The 14,880-nt window shown below is 47.2% G+C and carries 16 protein-coding genes; 5 read left to right on the forward strand and 11 right to left on the reverse strand.

Annotated elements, in window-relative coordinates; translation table 11 throughout:
* Positions 1–82: 82 nt before the first annotated feature.
* A complete protein-coding gene (locus QUA34_RS04555; protein ID WP_333384352.1) occupies positions 83–550 on the reverse strand; it encodes a hypothetical protein in 468 nt (155 codons plus the stop codon).
* Positions 551–605: 55 nt separating this feature from the next.
* Between QUA34_RS04555 and QUA34_RS04560 the strand changes: the two genes are divergently transcribed.
* The gene (locus QUA34_RS04560) at positions 606–1,226 is read left to right on the forward strand and encodes a histidine phosphatase family protein (protein WP_333384354.1); all 621 of its coding nucleotides are present in this window, start codon (positions 606–608) and stop codon (positions 1,224–1,226) included.
* Between the two features lie 46 nt (positions 1,227–1,272).
* Complete coding sequence (locus tag QUA34_RS04565) at positions 1,273–1,656, forward strand: VOC family protein (protein WP_333384357.1); 384 nt, start codon at positions 1,273–1,275, stop codon at positions 1,654–1,656.
* Between the two features lie 116 nt (positions 1,657–1,772).
* On the opposite strand, the gene QUA34_RS04570 is transcribed toward QUA34_RS04565, so the two are convergent.
* On the reverse strand, positions 1,773–2,042 hold the full coding sequence (locus QUA34_RS04570; RefSeq protein ID WP_333082151.1) for a hypothetical protein: 270 nt from the start codon (positions 2,040–2,042) through the stop codon (positions 1,773–1,775).
* A gap of 63 nt (positions 2,043–2,105) precedes the next feature.
* Complete coding sequence (locus QUA34_RS04575) at positions 2,106–2,777, reverse strand: phosphoribosyltransferase family protein (protein WP_333082150.1); 672 nt, start codon at positions 2,775–2,777, stop codon at positions 2,106–2,108.
* 193 nt (positions 2,778–2,970) lie between these two features.
* Here QUA34_RS04575 and QUA34_RS04580 point away from each other — a divergent pair, with 193 nt between their 5' ends.
* Positions 2,971–3,657, forward strand: coding sequence for a uracil-DNA glycosylase (locus tag QUA34_RS04580; protein WP_333343692.1), 687 nt, complete (start codon positions 2,971–2,973; stop codon positions 3,655–3,657).
* A 97-nt stretch (positions 3,658–3,754) separates the two neighbouring features.
* Here the strand turns inward: QUA34_RS04580 and QUA34_RS04585 are convergent, their stop codons facing one another.
* Positions 3,755–3,988, reverse strand: coding sequence for a hypothetical protein (locus tag QUA34_RS04585; RefSeq protein WP_333384360.1), 234 nt, complete (start codon positions 3,986–3,988; stop codon positions 3,755–3,757).
* A gap of 230 nt (positions 3,989–4,218) precedes the next feature.
* On the opposite strand from QUA34_RS04585, the gene QUA34_RS04590 reads away from it, so the two are divergent.
* The gene (locus QUA34_RS04590; protein ID WP_333326376.1) at positions 4,219–4,665 is read left to right on the forward strand and encodes a hypothetical protein; all 447 of its coding nucleotides are present in this window, start codon (positions 4,219–4,221) and stop codon (positions 4,663–4,665) included.
* A gap of 432 nt (positions 4,666–5,097) precedes the next feature.
* On the opposite strand, the gene QUA34_RS04595 is transcribed toward QUA34_RS04590, so the two are convergent.
* Genes QUA34_RS04595 through tyrS form a run of 3 tightly spaced genes read right to left on the reverse strand, consistent with a single transcriptional unit; the run spans position 5,098 to position 7,717 of the window.
* Positions 5,098–5,694 carry a hypothetical protein gene (locus QUA34_RS04595; protein ID WP_333384363.1) on the reverse strand — a complete coding sequence of 199 codons (597 nt, stop codon included), beginning with the start codon at positions 5,692–5,694 and terminating at the stop codon, positions 5,098–5,100.
* A gap of 37 nt (positions 5,695–5,731) precedes the next feature.
* Positions 5,732–6,442, reverse strand: coding sequence for an orotidine-5'-phosphate decarboxylase (gene pyrF / locus QUA34_RS04600; RefSeq protein WP_333384366.1), 711 nt, complete (start codon positions 6,440–6,442; stop codon positions 5,732–5,734).
* 42 nt (positions 6,443–6,484) lie between these two features.
* A complete protein-coding gene (gene tyrS, locus QUA34_RS04605; RefSeq protein WP_333326503.1) occupies positions 6,485–7,717 on the reverse strand; it encodes a tyrosine--tRNA ligase in 1,233 nt (410 codons plus the stop codon).
* 310 nt (positions 7,718–8,027) lie between these two features.
* Here tyrS and QUA34_RS04610 point away from each other — a divergent pair, with 310 nt between their 5' ends.
* On the forward strand, positions 8,028–9,947 hold the full coding sequence (locus QUA34_RS04610) for a transglycosylase domain-containing protein (protein ID WP_333384369.1): 1,920 nt from the start codon (positions 8,028–8,030) through the stop codon (positions 9,945–9,947).
* Positions 9,948–9,978: 31 nt separating this feature from the next.
* On the opposite strand, the gene QUA34_RS04615 is transcribed toward QUA34_RS04610, so the two are convergent.
* From QUA34_RS04615 to QUA34_RS04630, 4 genes are all read right to left on the reverse strand, one after another.
* Entirely contained in the window at positions 9,979–10,152 is a 174-nt protein-coding gene (locus QUA34_RS04615) for a hypothetical protein (RefSeq protein WP_333384372.1), read from the reverse strand.
* 69 nt (positions 10,153–10,221) lie between these two features.
* Positions 10,222–10,545, reverse strand: a complete 324-nt coding sequence (locus tag QUA34_RS04620; RefSeq protein ID WP_006632589.1) for a DUF1825 family protein — start codon at positions 10,543–10,545, stop codon at positions 10,222–10,224.
* 217 nt (positions 10,546–10,762) lie between these two features.
* The gene (gene lepB, locus QUA34_RS04625; RefSeq protein WP_333326366.1) at positions 10,763–11,356 is read right to left on the reverse strand and encodes a signal peptidase I; all 594 of its coding nucleotides are present in this window, start codon (positions 11,354–11,356) and stop codon (positions 10,763–10,765) included.
* Between the two features lie 388 nt (positions 11,357–11,744).
* Complete coding sequence (locus QUA34_RS04630; RefSeq protein WP_190733781.1) at positions 11,745–14,222, reverse strand: ATP-dependent Clp protease ATP-binding subunit; 2,478 nt, start codon at positions 14,220–14,222, stop codon at positions 11,745–11,747.
* Positions 14,223–14,880: the final 658 nt, after the last annotated feature.

Below are 14,880 nucleotides of genomic sequence, written 5' to 3' on the forward strand. Positions count from 1 at the left end.
CCAACCACACTCAAGAAACCGGGTTTTTCAGACCTAAACTCTAGGTGTGAGTTAGTTGAGTTTCACGGCAGAACATAATAATTTAGGTCGCTACTGCTTTTTGTTTTTCTCGTTCTAATTTGCGCTGCTTCAAGGCGGCCAGATTTTGTTTAATTGTGTCGATCGCAAATCCTGCCCCCTGCTGTTGGTATAATTCGCTGGCACGTATCAAATCTGCAACAGCCTCCTCATCCGATCGCAAATTTGCACAAGCCAAGGCACGATTGTGGTAAGCTTCTGCCAAAGTTGAAACTTGTTCTACAGCGCTGGTAAATTTATCTTTTGCTTTGCGGTACTTTCCCGACTGATAAGCCTCAATTCCTTGTTGAAAATAAACGGAAGCCTTACTGCCGCTTTCGGTATCGGGAAATTCTGGGTAAGTTAAAATTGGTTCTTTAAAGAGTACAGAAATGCTGCCCTTGCCGAAGTAAGCCCAAGTCATTGTTCCAAACCCAATCCCCAGCACGAGGGCAATAATGACAGACAGAGCAATAAAATTGGTGAGTTCCATAGAGCAATATTTGTTGTATTATAATATGATAAGTTAATTTCTAACTTCTGCACCAATGGCTGCGCGAATTTACCTTAACTGGAAATGGTTTTTCGGATCGCTAGCTTTAGTATTGTCGATCGGCTTAATTACTGCAACTGCAAGTTCTGACGCAGCAACCAACGCGCAAACTCAAGCAGGGTGGCAATTGTTGCAGCGGGGGGAGACGGGGTTGGTGGTAGCAATGCGACACGCGATCGCCCCAGGTACGGGAGATCCTGCTAACTTTAAGTTGGGTGACTGTTCCACCCAGCGCAATTTATCAGTACAGGGACAAACCCAAGCCAAGCAAATTGGAGCCGAATTTCGCAGCCGCAACATCAAAGTTGCCAGAGTTTTATCCAGTCAGTGGTGTCGGTGTTTGGAAACAGCAAAACTGATAAATATAGGCAAACTCGAACCGTTCCCAGCATTGAACTCGTTCTTTAGCGACAGCAGCAAAGAAGCCAGACAAACAGCGACCATTCGCAAATTAATTGTTGATAATCGCAACACAAAAGGCGTGATTATTCTGGTAACTCATCAAGTAAATATTACCGCTATCACTGATATTGTACCGCAAAGCGGCGAAGCTGTGATTCTCAAAAGCGATAGACAAGGTAAAATCCAAATAGTCGGACGAATTGGAGGATTTTAAATCGATAGAAAGTTATAATATTACCAATTCCCCATTACCAATTTATATGAGTTTCCAATACAGCGCCGCCCTAGTAACTTTAGCCGACCTTGATAAGGAAGTTCTCGTTAAATTTTACACAAAATTTCTCGACATAGAACCAAACCCTTATATTCCCAATACTTATGCTGAATTTCAACTCCCAGGCTTAAGACTCGGCATATTCAAACCCAAAGATTCCCACAAATCGGAATTTGCCAATCGAGCAAAAACAGGCATGAGTTTGTGTTTGGAAGTCAGCGATATCGAAACTGCGATCGCCCGAATTTGGGCTTTAGGTTATCCGCCCAGCGGAGAAATTATCAAAGCTTCTCACGGTCTAGAAATCTATGCCTTCGATCCTGTCGGCAACCGCATAATTTTACATCAATCTAATGAGAATGTAGGATGAGGGCTAATTATTGGTGAACTCTCGATCTCCTCTTCTATCCTCTCCTCTTCCTTTGGGGAACAGGCGTCCCGCCTGTGGTTCTTCCCGTCTTCGCGGTTCGTCAAAAACAACATCAACTATCTAATCAGTTCAGCAAAACTATAAAAACTGATAATTAATAACAACAATGCTGTCAGATGAGTTAGTTGAAATTGTGGCCGTGGACCCATGGATTCCCGCACCAAAATTGAAAAAGACGAACCAATTATATAACTCAAAGACAGCGTTAAATACTGCCACTGCAATGTTACACTCCACAGCCCCAGCAACATCATCGCCAAAGTCAACATCACCAACTCAACAAAGCGAGGCGGATTGTGCTGAGTAGACAGAATCAAAGTGTCCAACCAATATTGCCAAGGTCTCATGTTTTAGCGATCGAGCTTTTGGATTTAGCCTTCTAGCTTAACCTACGATCGCCATTCAGTTTGTTGCTGCAAACACCTTAAAGCCTCCGCCGTCTCCACCTGCGGAAATTGCCCATAAAAGCGACTAACACTGTAAAAAGGGTGAGGAGTCTCCAGAACGATCAACTTATCGCCCATCTGGGCCAAAAATCCCATCAAATCTGCCGGGGCGACAGGCGCGCAAATCCACAAAGCCAGCGGTTGCTGCGACTCCAAAGCCTTAGCCGCCACAGCCATCGTCATCCCCGTAGCAATGCCATCATCTACCAAAATCGCCAAAGCCCCGGCCGCGCTCACATTGGGGCGTCCAGGAGACAAATCCGCCAGCAGAGATTGAGCATTATTTTGAGCCACGGGCAGGGCTGATTTTTGCAAGCGTAAATTGTGCTGCTTTTGCTTTTCCCAGAGGACGTGACCGTCAGCAGTTGCAGCCCCGATCGCCAATTCTAAATTATCTGGGCGAGTAATTTTCTTGGCGACAACCACATCCAAAGGACAGCCCAAGCGACGCGCAATCGGCACAGCAACGGGCAAACCCCCGCGCGGCAAGGCGTAAACAATCGGTTTCACCGCCTTCTGTGTCATTAAACTCAACTTGCCGAACTCGTCCACAACTGCCTCGGCCAGTTTTTCGCCTGCATCGGCGCGATCGTCAAAAAACGGGTTAGAGAACATATTTTTGCCTGTACGAGCTCAACCAAACAATTGGAGATTGTGCCAGTCTTAATTGGAGATTGTACGCGCGAGCGTAGCTATCCCGTAGGGAATCGACAGCATCGCACACAAGCATCTAGCCAATCTCAAATCACCAAACCCGATCTAAACTATAAACTCTAGACTCGAAAAAATCTCCCTAATTGTAAAATGTATGTCCAGCGACTTGCAACTGAGCCTTTTTGACAACAATCAAAGTGCCACTTTCCAAACAGACTCAATACCAGCAAATGCCAAAATTCCCATTCCTCCCGGCACTTATCAAAATATGGAACAAATCGGCGAGCACTGCAACCGCTGCTACCGCTGCGAATTGGGCAACAGCCGCACTCACGCCGTCATCGGGCGCGGCAATCCTCAAGCCTCAATTTTGATTGTGGGAGAAGCGCCCGGACAAAACGAAGACGAAACCGGATTACCCTTCGTCGGGCGATCGGGCAAACTGTTAGATAAGATTTTAGAATCCGTGGGATTGAGTGCAGAAACCGACGTATTCATTGCCAACGTCATCAAATGTCGCCCTCCCAACAACCGCCCTCCGACAGCAAAAGAAATCGAAGCTTGCAAACCTTACTTGCTCGAACAAATTCGCATCTTAGACCCCAAAATTATTTTATTAACCGGTGCAACAGCCCTCAAAGGTTTGCTAAGCGACAAGCGCCCCATTAGTAAAATCCGAGGTCAATGGATTGAATGGGAAAATCGTTTGTGTATGCCGATTTTTCACCCATCATACTTGTTGCGAAATCCCTCCCGTGAACCGGAAACTCCGAAATGGTTTATGTGGCAAGATATGCAACTAATCAAGGCTAAATTAGACGAATTCAAAGAGCAATTATAATATTTTTTGTTTGTGCTTTGTATGGGCGGGTTTCACCAACAATAATTGCCTAAAACAGATAATCTCTCTCGTAAACCCGCCCCCCACGGTAAATCCCTCAACCGAAAATTCGTGGATTTTCTGATACCTCTTTCAGGAACAGGCAAAATGCCTGTTCCACAATAAAATTATTTTCTGTCAGGAACAGGCATCTTGCCTGTTCCACAATAAAAATTATTTCATGTGGGGAGTAGGGGTTGGGCGTCTCACCCGCCCGCAAGATGGGGAGCGTGTCATTTTTGCGATGAGTATAAATACTGGTTAACCCCACCATGACTTTTTTGCCGATCATCAGTATCAATAGTCGGGACAGTTTTTATATGGCCCAATGGCTTATGCTCGCTTGACTTTGAGCCACTGTGGATAATTAAATCAATGTCAGCTCCACCCCTGACTTACATTTAATTCGACTTTTTTACGATCCTTGCCCCGCGTAAGCTTGTAGTATCGTTCCCAGAACTGTCCGGAGTATTGCAGTATTATAGGGAATAATTATCATCTCTTCCCACTTGATATATAATCATGAAAAACTTTATTGAAGCTATTGGTGGACTAATAGGAATCCTAGCTTTTGTGAAAGGCATTCTTGAGTTCGTAGAGCTCAATAGGATAAGTAGATATGAGAAGTTTCATGAGATGAGCAAAAGATTCGATGAGAACGAGTCAATCCAGAAAGTCTGTGAGCTTTTGCATGATAGCTCTAGCAGCATATCAGTCACAAAACAGGAAAAAGAGGTATTTATCTGCTTTTTGGAAGAGATTTACTTTATGATTATGTCTGGTATAATGAAAAAGGAAATTGCACTGTACACATTTGGCTATTATGCAAGAGAAGCAATGCACAGCCAAAGATTTTGGCACGATCTTGATAGGGGGGAAGAGTATTACACAGTATTCCATAAATTCTGTCGAATGGTCTCTATCTTTGAGCCAAGCAAACTCGGAGTCAAGAAAACGCTGAAATACTGAGCACCATGAAGATAAATTCTTAGGTCACAATGTACTTTTGAGGGGTTATCCTTTGATTTAGAATTGAGTATTTCCTAATTGAGAAGGTCAAACATCTTCGGAATTTCCAACTTATCTATTTCCACCTCGTGATTTATTAATAGCGGAAATTATACTAGATTTTATAAAAAAAGGTGTTATTAAAAAAAGAGGTACCAGTAATGACACAGGTATAAGTCGTACAACCATCGGCACTCCAACCCAAGGGCTAGAACTAACAAAAGACATGAAGCCGCTCCAATCCAGACTGTTAATTAGACCCCAACCCACAACCAACCGCAAGATGCCTGTTCCACAATAAAATTATTTTCTGTCCGGAACGGGCAAGATGCCTGTTCCACAATAAAAATTATTTCATGTGGGGTGGGCATCTCGCCCACACAAAAATATAATTTAGTTGCCGGACAACTTATTTTTTGCATGACAATCGCGCAACCACAAACGAATAGCCTCAGCAATTTCGCTGGCACTATCTTGACTTAATAAAGGACGAATATTCGCCGCAGTACCAAACCGAGAAACGATTTTTGCCAACTCCCAGCCGTTCTCCGTTTTAGCGAAAAATAACCAATGATATTGCTGAATTTCAACTCGTTGTCCCCCGCGATACTGCCGTTCCAAAGTAGTAATGAAAACTTGACTGGCATTTTCAGGAAGTGCATCCCCAAAATTTAAAGGTAGCGGTTCAAACTCCGGGCGGCCGGCTAAAATTATTTGAGGCAGCGGGTAACCGGGCGGTGTGTTAGTGTTAGGAGAAAAGTGCGATCGCACAATAACGCGATTAGCATAACTCGGCAAATCTTGCAACAGGCGATCGACCAAAGTTTCTAAATCAGCCGGACAGGGCGATCGCACTAACAAACCATACCGACTGGCATTGATACTGTTAGTATGATTTGTCACAAAATTAACTGCAATAGTCGGAGTTGCAACCGCAGATATCAGCAGATAAACACAGATGAACGCAGATAAAATTCCATTGGCGTTCATCGGCTTTTATCGGCGGTAAAAAACAACATTTCTATTGTTACTCCAACTCTTCACAAATCCGCGCAAAAGCCGCCACTGGATCATCCGCAGCAGTAATCGGGCGCCCAATCACCAGATAATCCGCACCAGCTTTCAAAGCAGTCTTCGGAGTCATCGATCGCTTTTGATCGCCTCCATCGGCCCATTTCGGACGCACACCGGGACAAACTAACACAAAATCATCCCCGCAACTCATTCTTAACTGTTCCACTTCTTGGGGAGAACAAACAGCACCAGCTAAACCCGTTTCCTTAGCCAACAATGCCATGTGCAAAGCATATTCCGGCAACTCCAAAGGTATTTTCAACTCAAAAGCCAACTGTCGCGAATTCAAACTCGTTAATAGAGTAATTGCAATCAACTTAGGACTCGGTTTATCCACAGCCGCCGCCCCTTCAGTCACAGCCAACTGTGCCGCTTTCAAAGCATCTTTACCACAAGTAGAATGGATAGTCAATAAATCCACATTGTACTTAGCAGCAGCCCGACAAGCACCAGCCACAGTATTCGGGATATCGTGAAACTTCAAATCGAGAAAAATCCGCTTTTCCCGCTGTTTTAAAATTTCCAAAATCCCCGGCCCGGAACTCACAAACAGTTCCAAACCCACTTTCCAGAAAGATACTTGCGGCAGTTTGTCCAGAAGTGCGATCGCCTCTTCTTGACTCGAAACATCCAAAGCAACAATAATTCGGTTATCAGCGTTCATCAGCGTTCATCTTCAGTATTCATCTGCGGTTAAAAAAGAGATTCAAGACACCAATCGCACAAACTTATTCTTCCCAACCTGCAAAACCTTACCGCATAAATCAGCAGGTGATTCAAAAGTAAGATTAACATCAGAAACCCGATCGCCCTCCAACTTCACCCCACCGCCCTGCATCAACTTCCGCGCATCACCGCTGCTTTTACAAAGCCCGCTAGCACTCAGAATATAAAACAACTTAGCCGGAAACTGCACACTTGCCAAAGAAAACTCCGCCACAGCATCAGCTTGTCCCGCAGCACCTTTAACCAGGGCAATTGCATCTTGTTGTGCGCGTTCCGCCACTTCCGAACCGCGATACTGGCGCACCACATCCACAGCCAAAAGTTTCTGTTTTTCTCGCGGATTTTCGGGCAATTCATCAAGTGGCAAATCTGTCAATAGTTCAAAATATTGGGCGATCGAAGTATCGGCAATTTTCTCCAACTTAGAATACATCGTCAGCGGATCTTCCGACAAACCCACATAATTATTCAAAGACTTCGACATCTTCTGCACGCCGTCAGTCCCGATTAAAATCGGCATCAGCAAACCAAACTGCGGTTTCATCCCAAAATGCCGCTGCAAATCTCTTCCCACCGCAATATTAAACTTTTGGTCGGTTCCGCCCAACTCCACATCAGCTTGCAAGACTACTGAATCGTAACCCTGCATGACTGGATACAGAAACTCGTGCAGGAAAATCGCATTTTCCTGCTGCATCCTGTTATCAAATCCCTCTTTAGCGAGCATCTGCTGCACCGTCATCGTGCCTAGCAGTTCCAAAATCTTCGCCATGTCCAATTTTGACAACCACTCGGAGTTATAGCGAATTTCCAAACGTCCGGGCGTGTCAAAATCTAGAATCGGACGCACTTGGTCTAAATAAGTCTTGGCATTTTCCGCCACTTGTTCGGCCGTCAACTGGCTTCGCATCTCGGACTTTCCTGTCGGATCGCCAATTCTCGCGGTAAAATCTCCGATGACCAGTACCGCTGTGTGACCGGCATCTTGAAAAGCCCGCAGCTTGCGGAAGCAAATGCTGTGTCCCAAGTGAATGTCCGCCCCTGTGGCGTCAATTCCCAGTTTGACGCGCAAAGGTCGATCGACTTTTGCCAGCAGTTGGGCTAAATTTTCGTCAGGGTTGCTAGAATCAGGTCGATCTGGAAAAATCTCGCTGACGCCGCGGTAAAGCGCTGAAAGGTTAGGAGTTATCATCGGGGAGCGATCGTCCATCATATTATTTTGCCAAAGTGCAGCAGAATTAGTTACACTCACTGGTTGACGCATAAAAACATAACTATCAAGCTACTATAATCCCAAAGCTGACCGGCTTTCATTAGCTGACCCCGCCCAAAAACGGATACCAGCCCCCGACAACAGTTGTGGAGATACCCAAATTTTAGACTCTTGTTCAAACATCCAGATTCATCTGTGGAATAAATCTAAAATCTACAATCTACAATCTAAAATCGACTGACAGTCTCTAGGGTTCGCATCTAAAATTAAAAGTCTTAAACCCCAAATCGAGTGAGGAAGTGAAATCCACGTGTCAACCAACGCAGTCCGCAATAACACGGAAAACTCAGCCCCCGTATTCGAGTTTGTTCAGTCAGTCAGTAAAGTGACCGCCGGAACCATACTCAGCATAACAATGCTTGCCAGTTCCGTAGTCGCTGGTGGACTGGTTGGCTTAGCGATCAGCTTCCGCAATTTGCCAGATGTTCGGATCTTGCAAACCTACTCTCCTACAGAAACTACCCACATTTACGACATCAACGGCAAGCCGCTAGCCAGCATCCACGACGAAGCCAACCGGGATGTCGTACCGCTTGACCAAATCTCCCCGAACCTGAAACGAGCTGTTCTGGCGATCGAAGATAGCAACTTCTTCACCCACAAAGGCATCAACCCCGGCGGGATAGCCAGAGCTCTCATAGCCAACCTAGAGAAAGGTAGAACCGTTGAAGGCGGCTCAACTATGACTATGCAGCTAGTCAAGAACCTGTTTCTTTCTCCCCAGTCAAAACTTAGTCGCAAGGTAGCTGAAGCGGTAATGTCTATCCGCTTGGAGCAAATTCTCAACAAAGACCAAATTCTGCAACTATACCTGAATCAAATCTACTTAGGTCACAACTTGTACGGCGTAGAGACAGCCTCTCGAAGCTATTTCAACAAGTCAGCCAGTAATTTGACTCTTTCAGAAGCAGCGATGCTGGCAGGCTTAATTTCTGCCCCCGAAGAATACAGTCCTTTCGTCAATTACAAATTGGCAAAAGAGCGGCAAACCCTCGTTTTAGGCCGCATGAAGGATCTTAAATGGATTACGCCGGCCCAAGAGACTGCTGCCCGCCAGGAAAAAATTAAGCTAGGCAAAATTACCTCTTTTGGTGGCTCTCAAGTTCCTTACGTAACACAAGCCGTAGTCCAGGAACTGACGAGGCGTTTTGGGCGAGATGCCGTGGTTAAGGGAGGAATGCGCGTTCAAACGACGATCGACCTCAAAATGCAGCGCATAGCCGAAGAAACAGTCAAAGCGTGGCACAATCGGCTTTACTACCAAGGCCTGTTTTACGATCGCGAGGAAGGTCAAATTGCCCTAGCCGCCGTCGATCCCCGCACCCACTTCGTCAAAGCAATGGTGGGCGGCGTCGATTACGAAAAGAGTCAGTTCAACCGCGCCATTCAAGCACGTCGCCAGCCCGGATCTTCTTTTAAACCTTTTATCTACTACGCTGCCTTTGCTAGTGGCAAATACAGCCCCGATTCAGTTGTATACGACTCCCCTGTCGGCTACCGCGACGGCGACGGCTACTACTACCCTCAAAACTACGGTGGCGGCTTCTCCGGTGCCGTCAGCATCCGCAGAGCTTTGGAAGTATCTCTCAACATTCCCGCCGTCAAGCTTGGCCAAGAAGTCGGATTGAATAAAGTGATTGAGATTTGCCGCGTGCTAGGCATCAGAAGTCCGATGGAACCGGTGATTTCTTTGCCCTTGGGTGCCGTTGACCTCACTCCTTTAGAAATGGCCGGAGCTTTTGCTACCTTCGCTAACAACGGCTGGCATTCTGACACCACGTTTATCGTGCAAGTTACTGACAGCAGCGGCAACGTCTTGCTCGACAATACCCCCAAACCCAAATTAGTTCTCAATTCCTGGGCGGCCGCATCTGTCAACAGCGCCCTGCAAGGGGTAATCAACAACGGAACGGCAAGGGCTGCTCAACTTGGGCGACCGGCTGCTGGGAAAACTGGTACAACTTCCTCAGAACGGGATATCTGGTTTGTGGGTTACGTGCCACAGTTGTCGGTGGCTGTTTGGATGGGCAACGACAATTACAGACCGATGAGCTACGGTGCTACTGGCGGTACTATTGTCGCCCCTGTTTGGCGTGATTTTATGAGCCAAGCTTTGCAGGGAGTTCCCGCAGAAAGTTTCAAACCTGCTTCATCTTTTGAGCGGCCTTAACTATCAGTCATTAGTCATTAATCATTAGGGATTAGGCATGGGGCATGGGGCAGGGGGAATACTTTCTTTTTCTTCCTTCTTCCTTCTTCCTTCTTCCGACTTCCATCGGACTGACATCCGTTACATCCGTTACATCCGTCGAGCGAATCCGTTGCCGAACTTCCTTCTTCCTTCTTCCTTCTTCCGACTTCCATCGGACTGACATCCGTTACATCCGTTACATCCGTCGAGCGAATCCGTTGCCGAACTTCCTTCTTCCTTCTTCCTTATGACACTAGGATTGTTTTTCCAGCTCAGATTTCATCCGCTCCAGCGTTGAGTTCATTTGCTCAAACATCTGCTGGGGCGTGATACCAAATTGATTGAGCTGTGTTTTTAACTGCTCTACAGTCATCTGAGCCATGAAGTCCTCAGACAGCTCAAAGCGCTTCATAAAAATACGGTAGCGCTCCATCATCGATTCCATCTGAGCGATGAACATTTTCTTGCCTTCGCGATCAAATTTGCCGTAATTGCCGCCTAGTTTGATGAGAGATTGATAGTCTTCAAACAACAGTTTGGCTTCTTGCTGAACAATTTCTGAATCAAAAAATCCCATAGCTTTCCTAATTTTTTAATATTCTACTAATTTTGCTCTAAGCGAGAAATCCCGCTGCTTTTTCTACTATTTTATCAGTTGCCGGAGGAAGTCCCTACCCCTCAAGGTACAAGAATAAGTAGAAATTTCCGTACAGGAGAGGCATCGGGCATCGGACATCGGGCTTGCGATGACAACAGTCAACAGTCAACAGTCAACTGTCAACTGTCAACTGACTTCAAACTTCCCCGATTCGTTCTAGAGGCCAAAACCGCACTACAGCGCGGCCGATGATATTCTGCTTAGGTAAAAATCCCCACCTGCTGGAGTCGTTGCTGTTGTTGCGGTTGTCTCCCATCACAAAGTATTCATTTTCTGGAACGCGATAAGGCCCCCACTGGTATTTAGGAGGTTCGGCAATATATTTTTCGACGAGGGGTTTGTCGTTGAGATAAACTAAACCTTTTTTAACGGCGACGGTTTGACCCGGTAAGCCAATTACCCGCTTGATAAATGCTTGGTCTTGGGTAAAGCCTTGTTCTTGCAACTTTTCGGGCGGGGCAAATACTACGATGTCCCCAGTTTTGGGCGGTTCGAGGTAGTAGGAGATTTTTTCGACTACGACGCGATCGCCCACGTGCAAAGTGGGTACCATAGAATCTGAGGGTATGTAGCGCGGTTCGGCGACAAAGGCTCGAATCACTATTGCTAAGCTCAAAGCAATAATCACTATCTGAAGATTTTCTCGCTGCGACTTCCACGCTTTTTGCCACCAGCTTTCAGGCGGATTGTCTGCTACTTCTGTACCCAAATTCTTTTTTTCAGATGTCATGAAAGTCCTCGCTATATAGTTGCCACTAATTATCTGATTAAGCTCGCTCAGCATTTAAATTGCATCTCAAGAAATAATCAAACCCTGAGCGAGCTGGGCACACGATCCCGCCCAAAATATACAATTTAAATGCTGTCCAGCTTACCATTGAAGTATGTCGCTGTTAATTACTAGACGTGAAGTGCAGGCATTCGCAAACAATCTTGAAAAGCATCTGCGGTTTCCCTATCAATCAAAGATTTATGCCATAACTCTCCTCTTGAGATTAACTCATAAAAAAGGCAGAGAATTTAAATTCTCTACCTTTTTTATTTGAGGATTTTGAGTTGTTTGCGATTACGTGATTGGTTATTTCCAAACTTAACTCGTGATCGCACACAACTCAAACTTACTCAGCGCCTTGGGGCAGCAATTCCCGCTTTTGACCTTGCAGCACCTTAACAATCCCGTCCTCGCCCACATCCACAACAGCGGTGTCACCGTCTTTGATGCGGCCAGAAAGGATTTCCTCAGCCAAGCTGTCTTCCAGCAAACGCATGATGGCGCGGCGCAGGGGTCGGGCTCCGTAGCTGGGGTTGTAGCCTTCTTCTACCAGCCGTTCTTTGAATTTTTCGGTCACTTCCAGGGTGATGCCCTGTTCTGTCAAACGACCGAACACTTCTTTGAGCATGATGACCGCAATTTCCTTGACTTCTTCCTTGTTCAACTGGCGGAAGACGATAATTTCGTCGAGTCGGTTGAGGAATTCGGGGCGGAAGTAGTTTTTGAGTTCTTCGTTAACCAAAGAACGAATGCGGTTGTAATTAGCATCGGCTTGGTTGTCGCTGAACTCGAAACCGAGACCGCCGCCGCCTTTTTCAATCACCTTAGAACCGATGTTTGAGGTCATAATTAGCAGCGTGTTTTTGAAGTCCACGGTGCGACCTTTGGCATCGGTTAAGCGGCCGTCTTCCAATATTTGCAAAAGCATATTGAAGACATCGGGGTGGGCTTTTTCGATTTCGTCGAACAGCACGACGGTGTAAGGACGGCGGCGGACTGCTTCTGTGAGTTGGCCGCCTTCGTTGTAGCCGACGTACCCAGGCGGAGAACCGATGAGTTTGGAGACGGTGTGCCGTTCCATGTATTCGGACATATCCAGCCGAATCATCGCGTCTTCGGAACCGAAGAAGTAGCCGGCTAAAGCTTTCGTCAGTTCGGTTTTACCGACGCCTGTGGGGCCAGAGAAGATGAAACTGGCGATCGGGCGATTCGGATTTTTCAAACCAACGCGAGCGCGACGGATGGCGCGGGAAACGGCTTTCACTGCTTCTTCCTGGCCGATCAAGCGCTGGTGCAAGGTATCTTCCATGTGCAGCAGCTTTTCGGATTCGGATTCGGTCAGTTTGTTTACCGGGACTCCCGTCCAGCTTGCCACGATTTGAGCAATGTCTTCTTCGGTGACTACTGGCGATGGGTCGGTTTCGCCGGTGCGGGCCGAGTCGGTTTTTTTGGCTTGGGAAATAGCCCGAATTTCGGCTTTGATCGTCATTTCTCGATCGCGCAATTCCCCTGCTTTATCAAAGTCTTGAGAACGCACCGCTTCGTCTTTATCTTTGAGGACTTGGCGGAGTTCTTTGTCAAGTTCTTTGGCTGCGGGGGGCAGTTGGGAGTTGATCAAGCGAACTCTAGAACCAGCTTCGTCTACCAAGTCAATTGCTTTGTCTGGGAGGAAGCGATCGGAGATGTATCGGTGAGAGAGTTTGGCTGCAGCTTCTAGGGCTGTATCCAAGATTTTCAGCTTGTGGTGCTGTTCGTAGCGTTCTCGCAGACCGAAGAGAATTTCGATCGTCTCGTCAACGGTGGGTTCGCCGACCATGACGGGCTGGAAGCGCCGTTCTAGGGCTGCGTCGCGCTCGATGTGCTTGCGGTACTCGTCTAGGGTGGTAGCACCGATACACTGGAGCTCGCCTCTTGCCAAGGCTGGCTTGAGAATGTTGGCTGCGTCGATCGCCCCTTCCGCCGCACCTGCACCGATCAAAGTATGCACTTCGTCAATCACCAAAATCACGTTACCCGCAGTGCGGATTTCGTCCATGATTTTTTTGAGGCGTTCTTCAAATTCGCCCCGGTATTTCGTACCGGCAACCAGCAAGCCGATGTCGAGGGTGACGACGCGCTTGTCTTCGAGGATATCTGGGATGTCGTTGTTAGCGATGCGCTGGGCCAGGCCTTCGGCGATAGCTGTTTTACCGACTCCGGGTTCGCCGATGAGCACCGGGTTATTTTTGGTGCGGCGACCGAGGATTTGGATTACCCGTTCGATTTCTTTTTGGCGTCCGACTACTGGGTCTAGTTTCCCATCCACCGCCATTTGAGTCAGGTTGGCACCGAATTCATCCAGGGTTGGGGTTTTGGTGCGAGCGCCGCCGCCAGTGGCTGCGACTTCTGCGGTTTCTCCCAGCATCCGAATCACTTGGGTGCGGACTTTCGACAAGTCTACTCCCAGGTTTTCTAAGACTCTGGCCGCTACTCCTTCACCTTCGCGGATCAGGCCCAGCAGCAGGTGTTCAGTACCTATATAGTTGTGTCCGAGTTGGCGAGCTTCTTCTAGGGATAGTTCTAGAACCCGCTTGGCGCGGGGGGTGAACGGTATTTCTACTGCTACGAAGCCGGAACCGCGCCCGATGATTTTTTCCACTTCAATCCGAGCGTCTTTGAGGTTGACCCCCATTGATTTGAGGACTTTAGCTGCAACCCCGGTTCCTTCACCAATCAGACCCAGGAGGATCTGTTCTGTCCCTACGAAGTTGTGACCCAGGCGGCGAGCTTCTTCCTGGGCCAACATGATTACTTTTATTGCTTTTTCTGTGAAGCGTTCAAACATGATTTATTCCCATCACCTGCTGCTATGTGCCCGTTTCGAGGTCACGCTCGCACAACGAGCGTTTGTGTTCGAGTGTTAACTCGTACTGCTTATTCTAGCGCGACACTCCCAACCTATCTGCCGCACTCGGCTGCGGTTGCAGATTCCAGGCTCATGTTGCAGGGTGGCTTTCAACTGGGAAGACCCAAATGGTGGCTGACCTACAACCTCCCCTAGACTGCAAGAAGATTGCTCTTCTCGGCCCGTGCCCAACCTACGACTGCGTATTGATGGATTCTAGCATAATCTTTTTGGCTGTCATGCAGGTGCAAAAGTGATAATTCTCGAAGTACAGGGCGGGTTTTGTACAAAAGTTATTGGTTAGATGGGCGATCGATCCCCTAAACTCATCCTTAAGCTGCTGTCCCTCTCAAGAATCTTTGGGTTTGCGAGGGAAAGAGTGAGCTGGGCTTTTTTTATCTAAAATTTTGTCTCAGATCCTTTGAAGATTTGGGTGTTCTTCATGTTGTCAGTTGTGCGCTCGCTCCCGATCAATTAGTAAGTGTTGCTACACTCCGAGGGGTTTGGCTCAGACTATACTCTGCACGGTTCAAACGAGCGCGAAGCAAAGCGGTAAGTATGATCGTGCAGGCAGAGGTTTCTTCCCATGCTGAAGTTG

This window comes from Microcoleus sp. POL10_C6 (genome assembly GCF_036701585.1).
Lineage (GTDB): Bacteria > Cyanobacteriota > Cyanobacteriia > Cyanobacteriales > Microcoleaceae > Microcoleus.

What these genes read in the sequence shown, in the direction of transcription:
- QUA34_RS04555 (WP_333384352.1), bottom strand. Translation starts at nt 550, where the DNA reads ATGGAACTCACCAATTTTATTGCTCTGTCTGTCATTATTGCCCTCGTG.
- QUA34_RS04560 (WP_333384354.1), top strand. Translation starts at nt 606, where the DNA reads ATGGCTGCGCGAATTTACCTTAACTGGAAATGGTTTTTCGGATCGCTA.
- QUA34_RS04565 (WP_333384357.1), top strand. Translation starts at nt 1,273, where the DNA reads ATGAGTTTCCAATACAGCGCCGCCCTAGTAACTTTAGCCGACCTTGAT.
- QUA34_RS04575 (WP_333082150.1), bottom strand. Translation starts at nt 2,777, where the DNA reads ATGTTCTCTAACCCGTTTTTTGACGATCGCGCCGATGCAGGCGAAAAA.
- QUA34_RS04580 (WP_333343692.1), top strand. Translation starts at nt 2,971, where the DNA reads ATGTCCAGCGACTTGCAACTGAGCCTTTTTGACAACAATCAAAGTGCC.
- QUA34_RS04585 (WP_333384360.1), bottom strand. Translation starts at nt 3,988, where the DNA reads ATGATCGGCAAAAAAGTCATGGTGGGGTTAACCAGTATTTATACTCAT.
- QUA34_RS04590 (WP_333326376.1), top strand. Translation starts at nt 4,219, where the DNA reads ATGAAAAACTTTATTGAAGCTATTGGTGGACTAATAGGAATCCTAGCT.
- QUA34_RS04595 (WP_333384363.1), bottom strand. Translation starts at nt 5,694, where the DNA reads ATGAACGCCAATGGAATTTTATCTGCGTTCATCTGTGTTTATCTGCTG.
- pyrF (WP_333384366.1), bottom strand. Translation starts at nt 6,442, where the DNA reads ATGAACGCTGATAACCGAATTATTGTTGCTTTGGATGTTTCGAGTCAA.
- tyrS (WP_333326503.1), bottom strand. Translation starts at nt 7,717, where the DNA reads ATGATGGACGATCGCTCCCCGATGATAACTCCTAACCTTTCAGCGCTT.
- QUA34_RS04615 (WP_333384372.1), bottom strand. Translation starts at nt 10,152, where the DNA reads ATGTCAGTCCGATGGAAGTCGGAAGAAGGAAGAAGGAAGAAGGAAGTT.
- QUA34_RS04620 (WP_006632589.1), bottom strand. Translation starts at nt 10,545, where the DNA reads ATGGGATTTTTTGATTCAGAAATTGTTCAGCAAGAAGCCAAACTGTTG.
- lepB (WP_333326366.1), bottom strand. Translation starts at nt 11,356, where the DNA reads ATGACATCTGAAAAAAAGAATTTGGGTACAGAAGTAGCAGACAATCCG.
- QUA34_RS04630 (WP_190733781.1), bottom strand. Translation starts at nt 14,222, where the DNA reads ATGTTTGAACGCTTCACAGAAAAAGCAATAAAAGTAATCATGTTGGCC.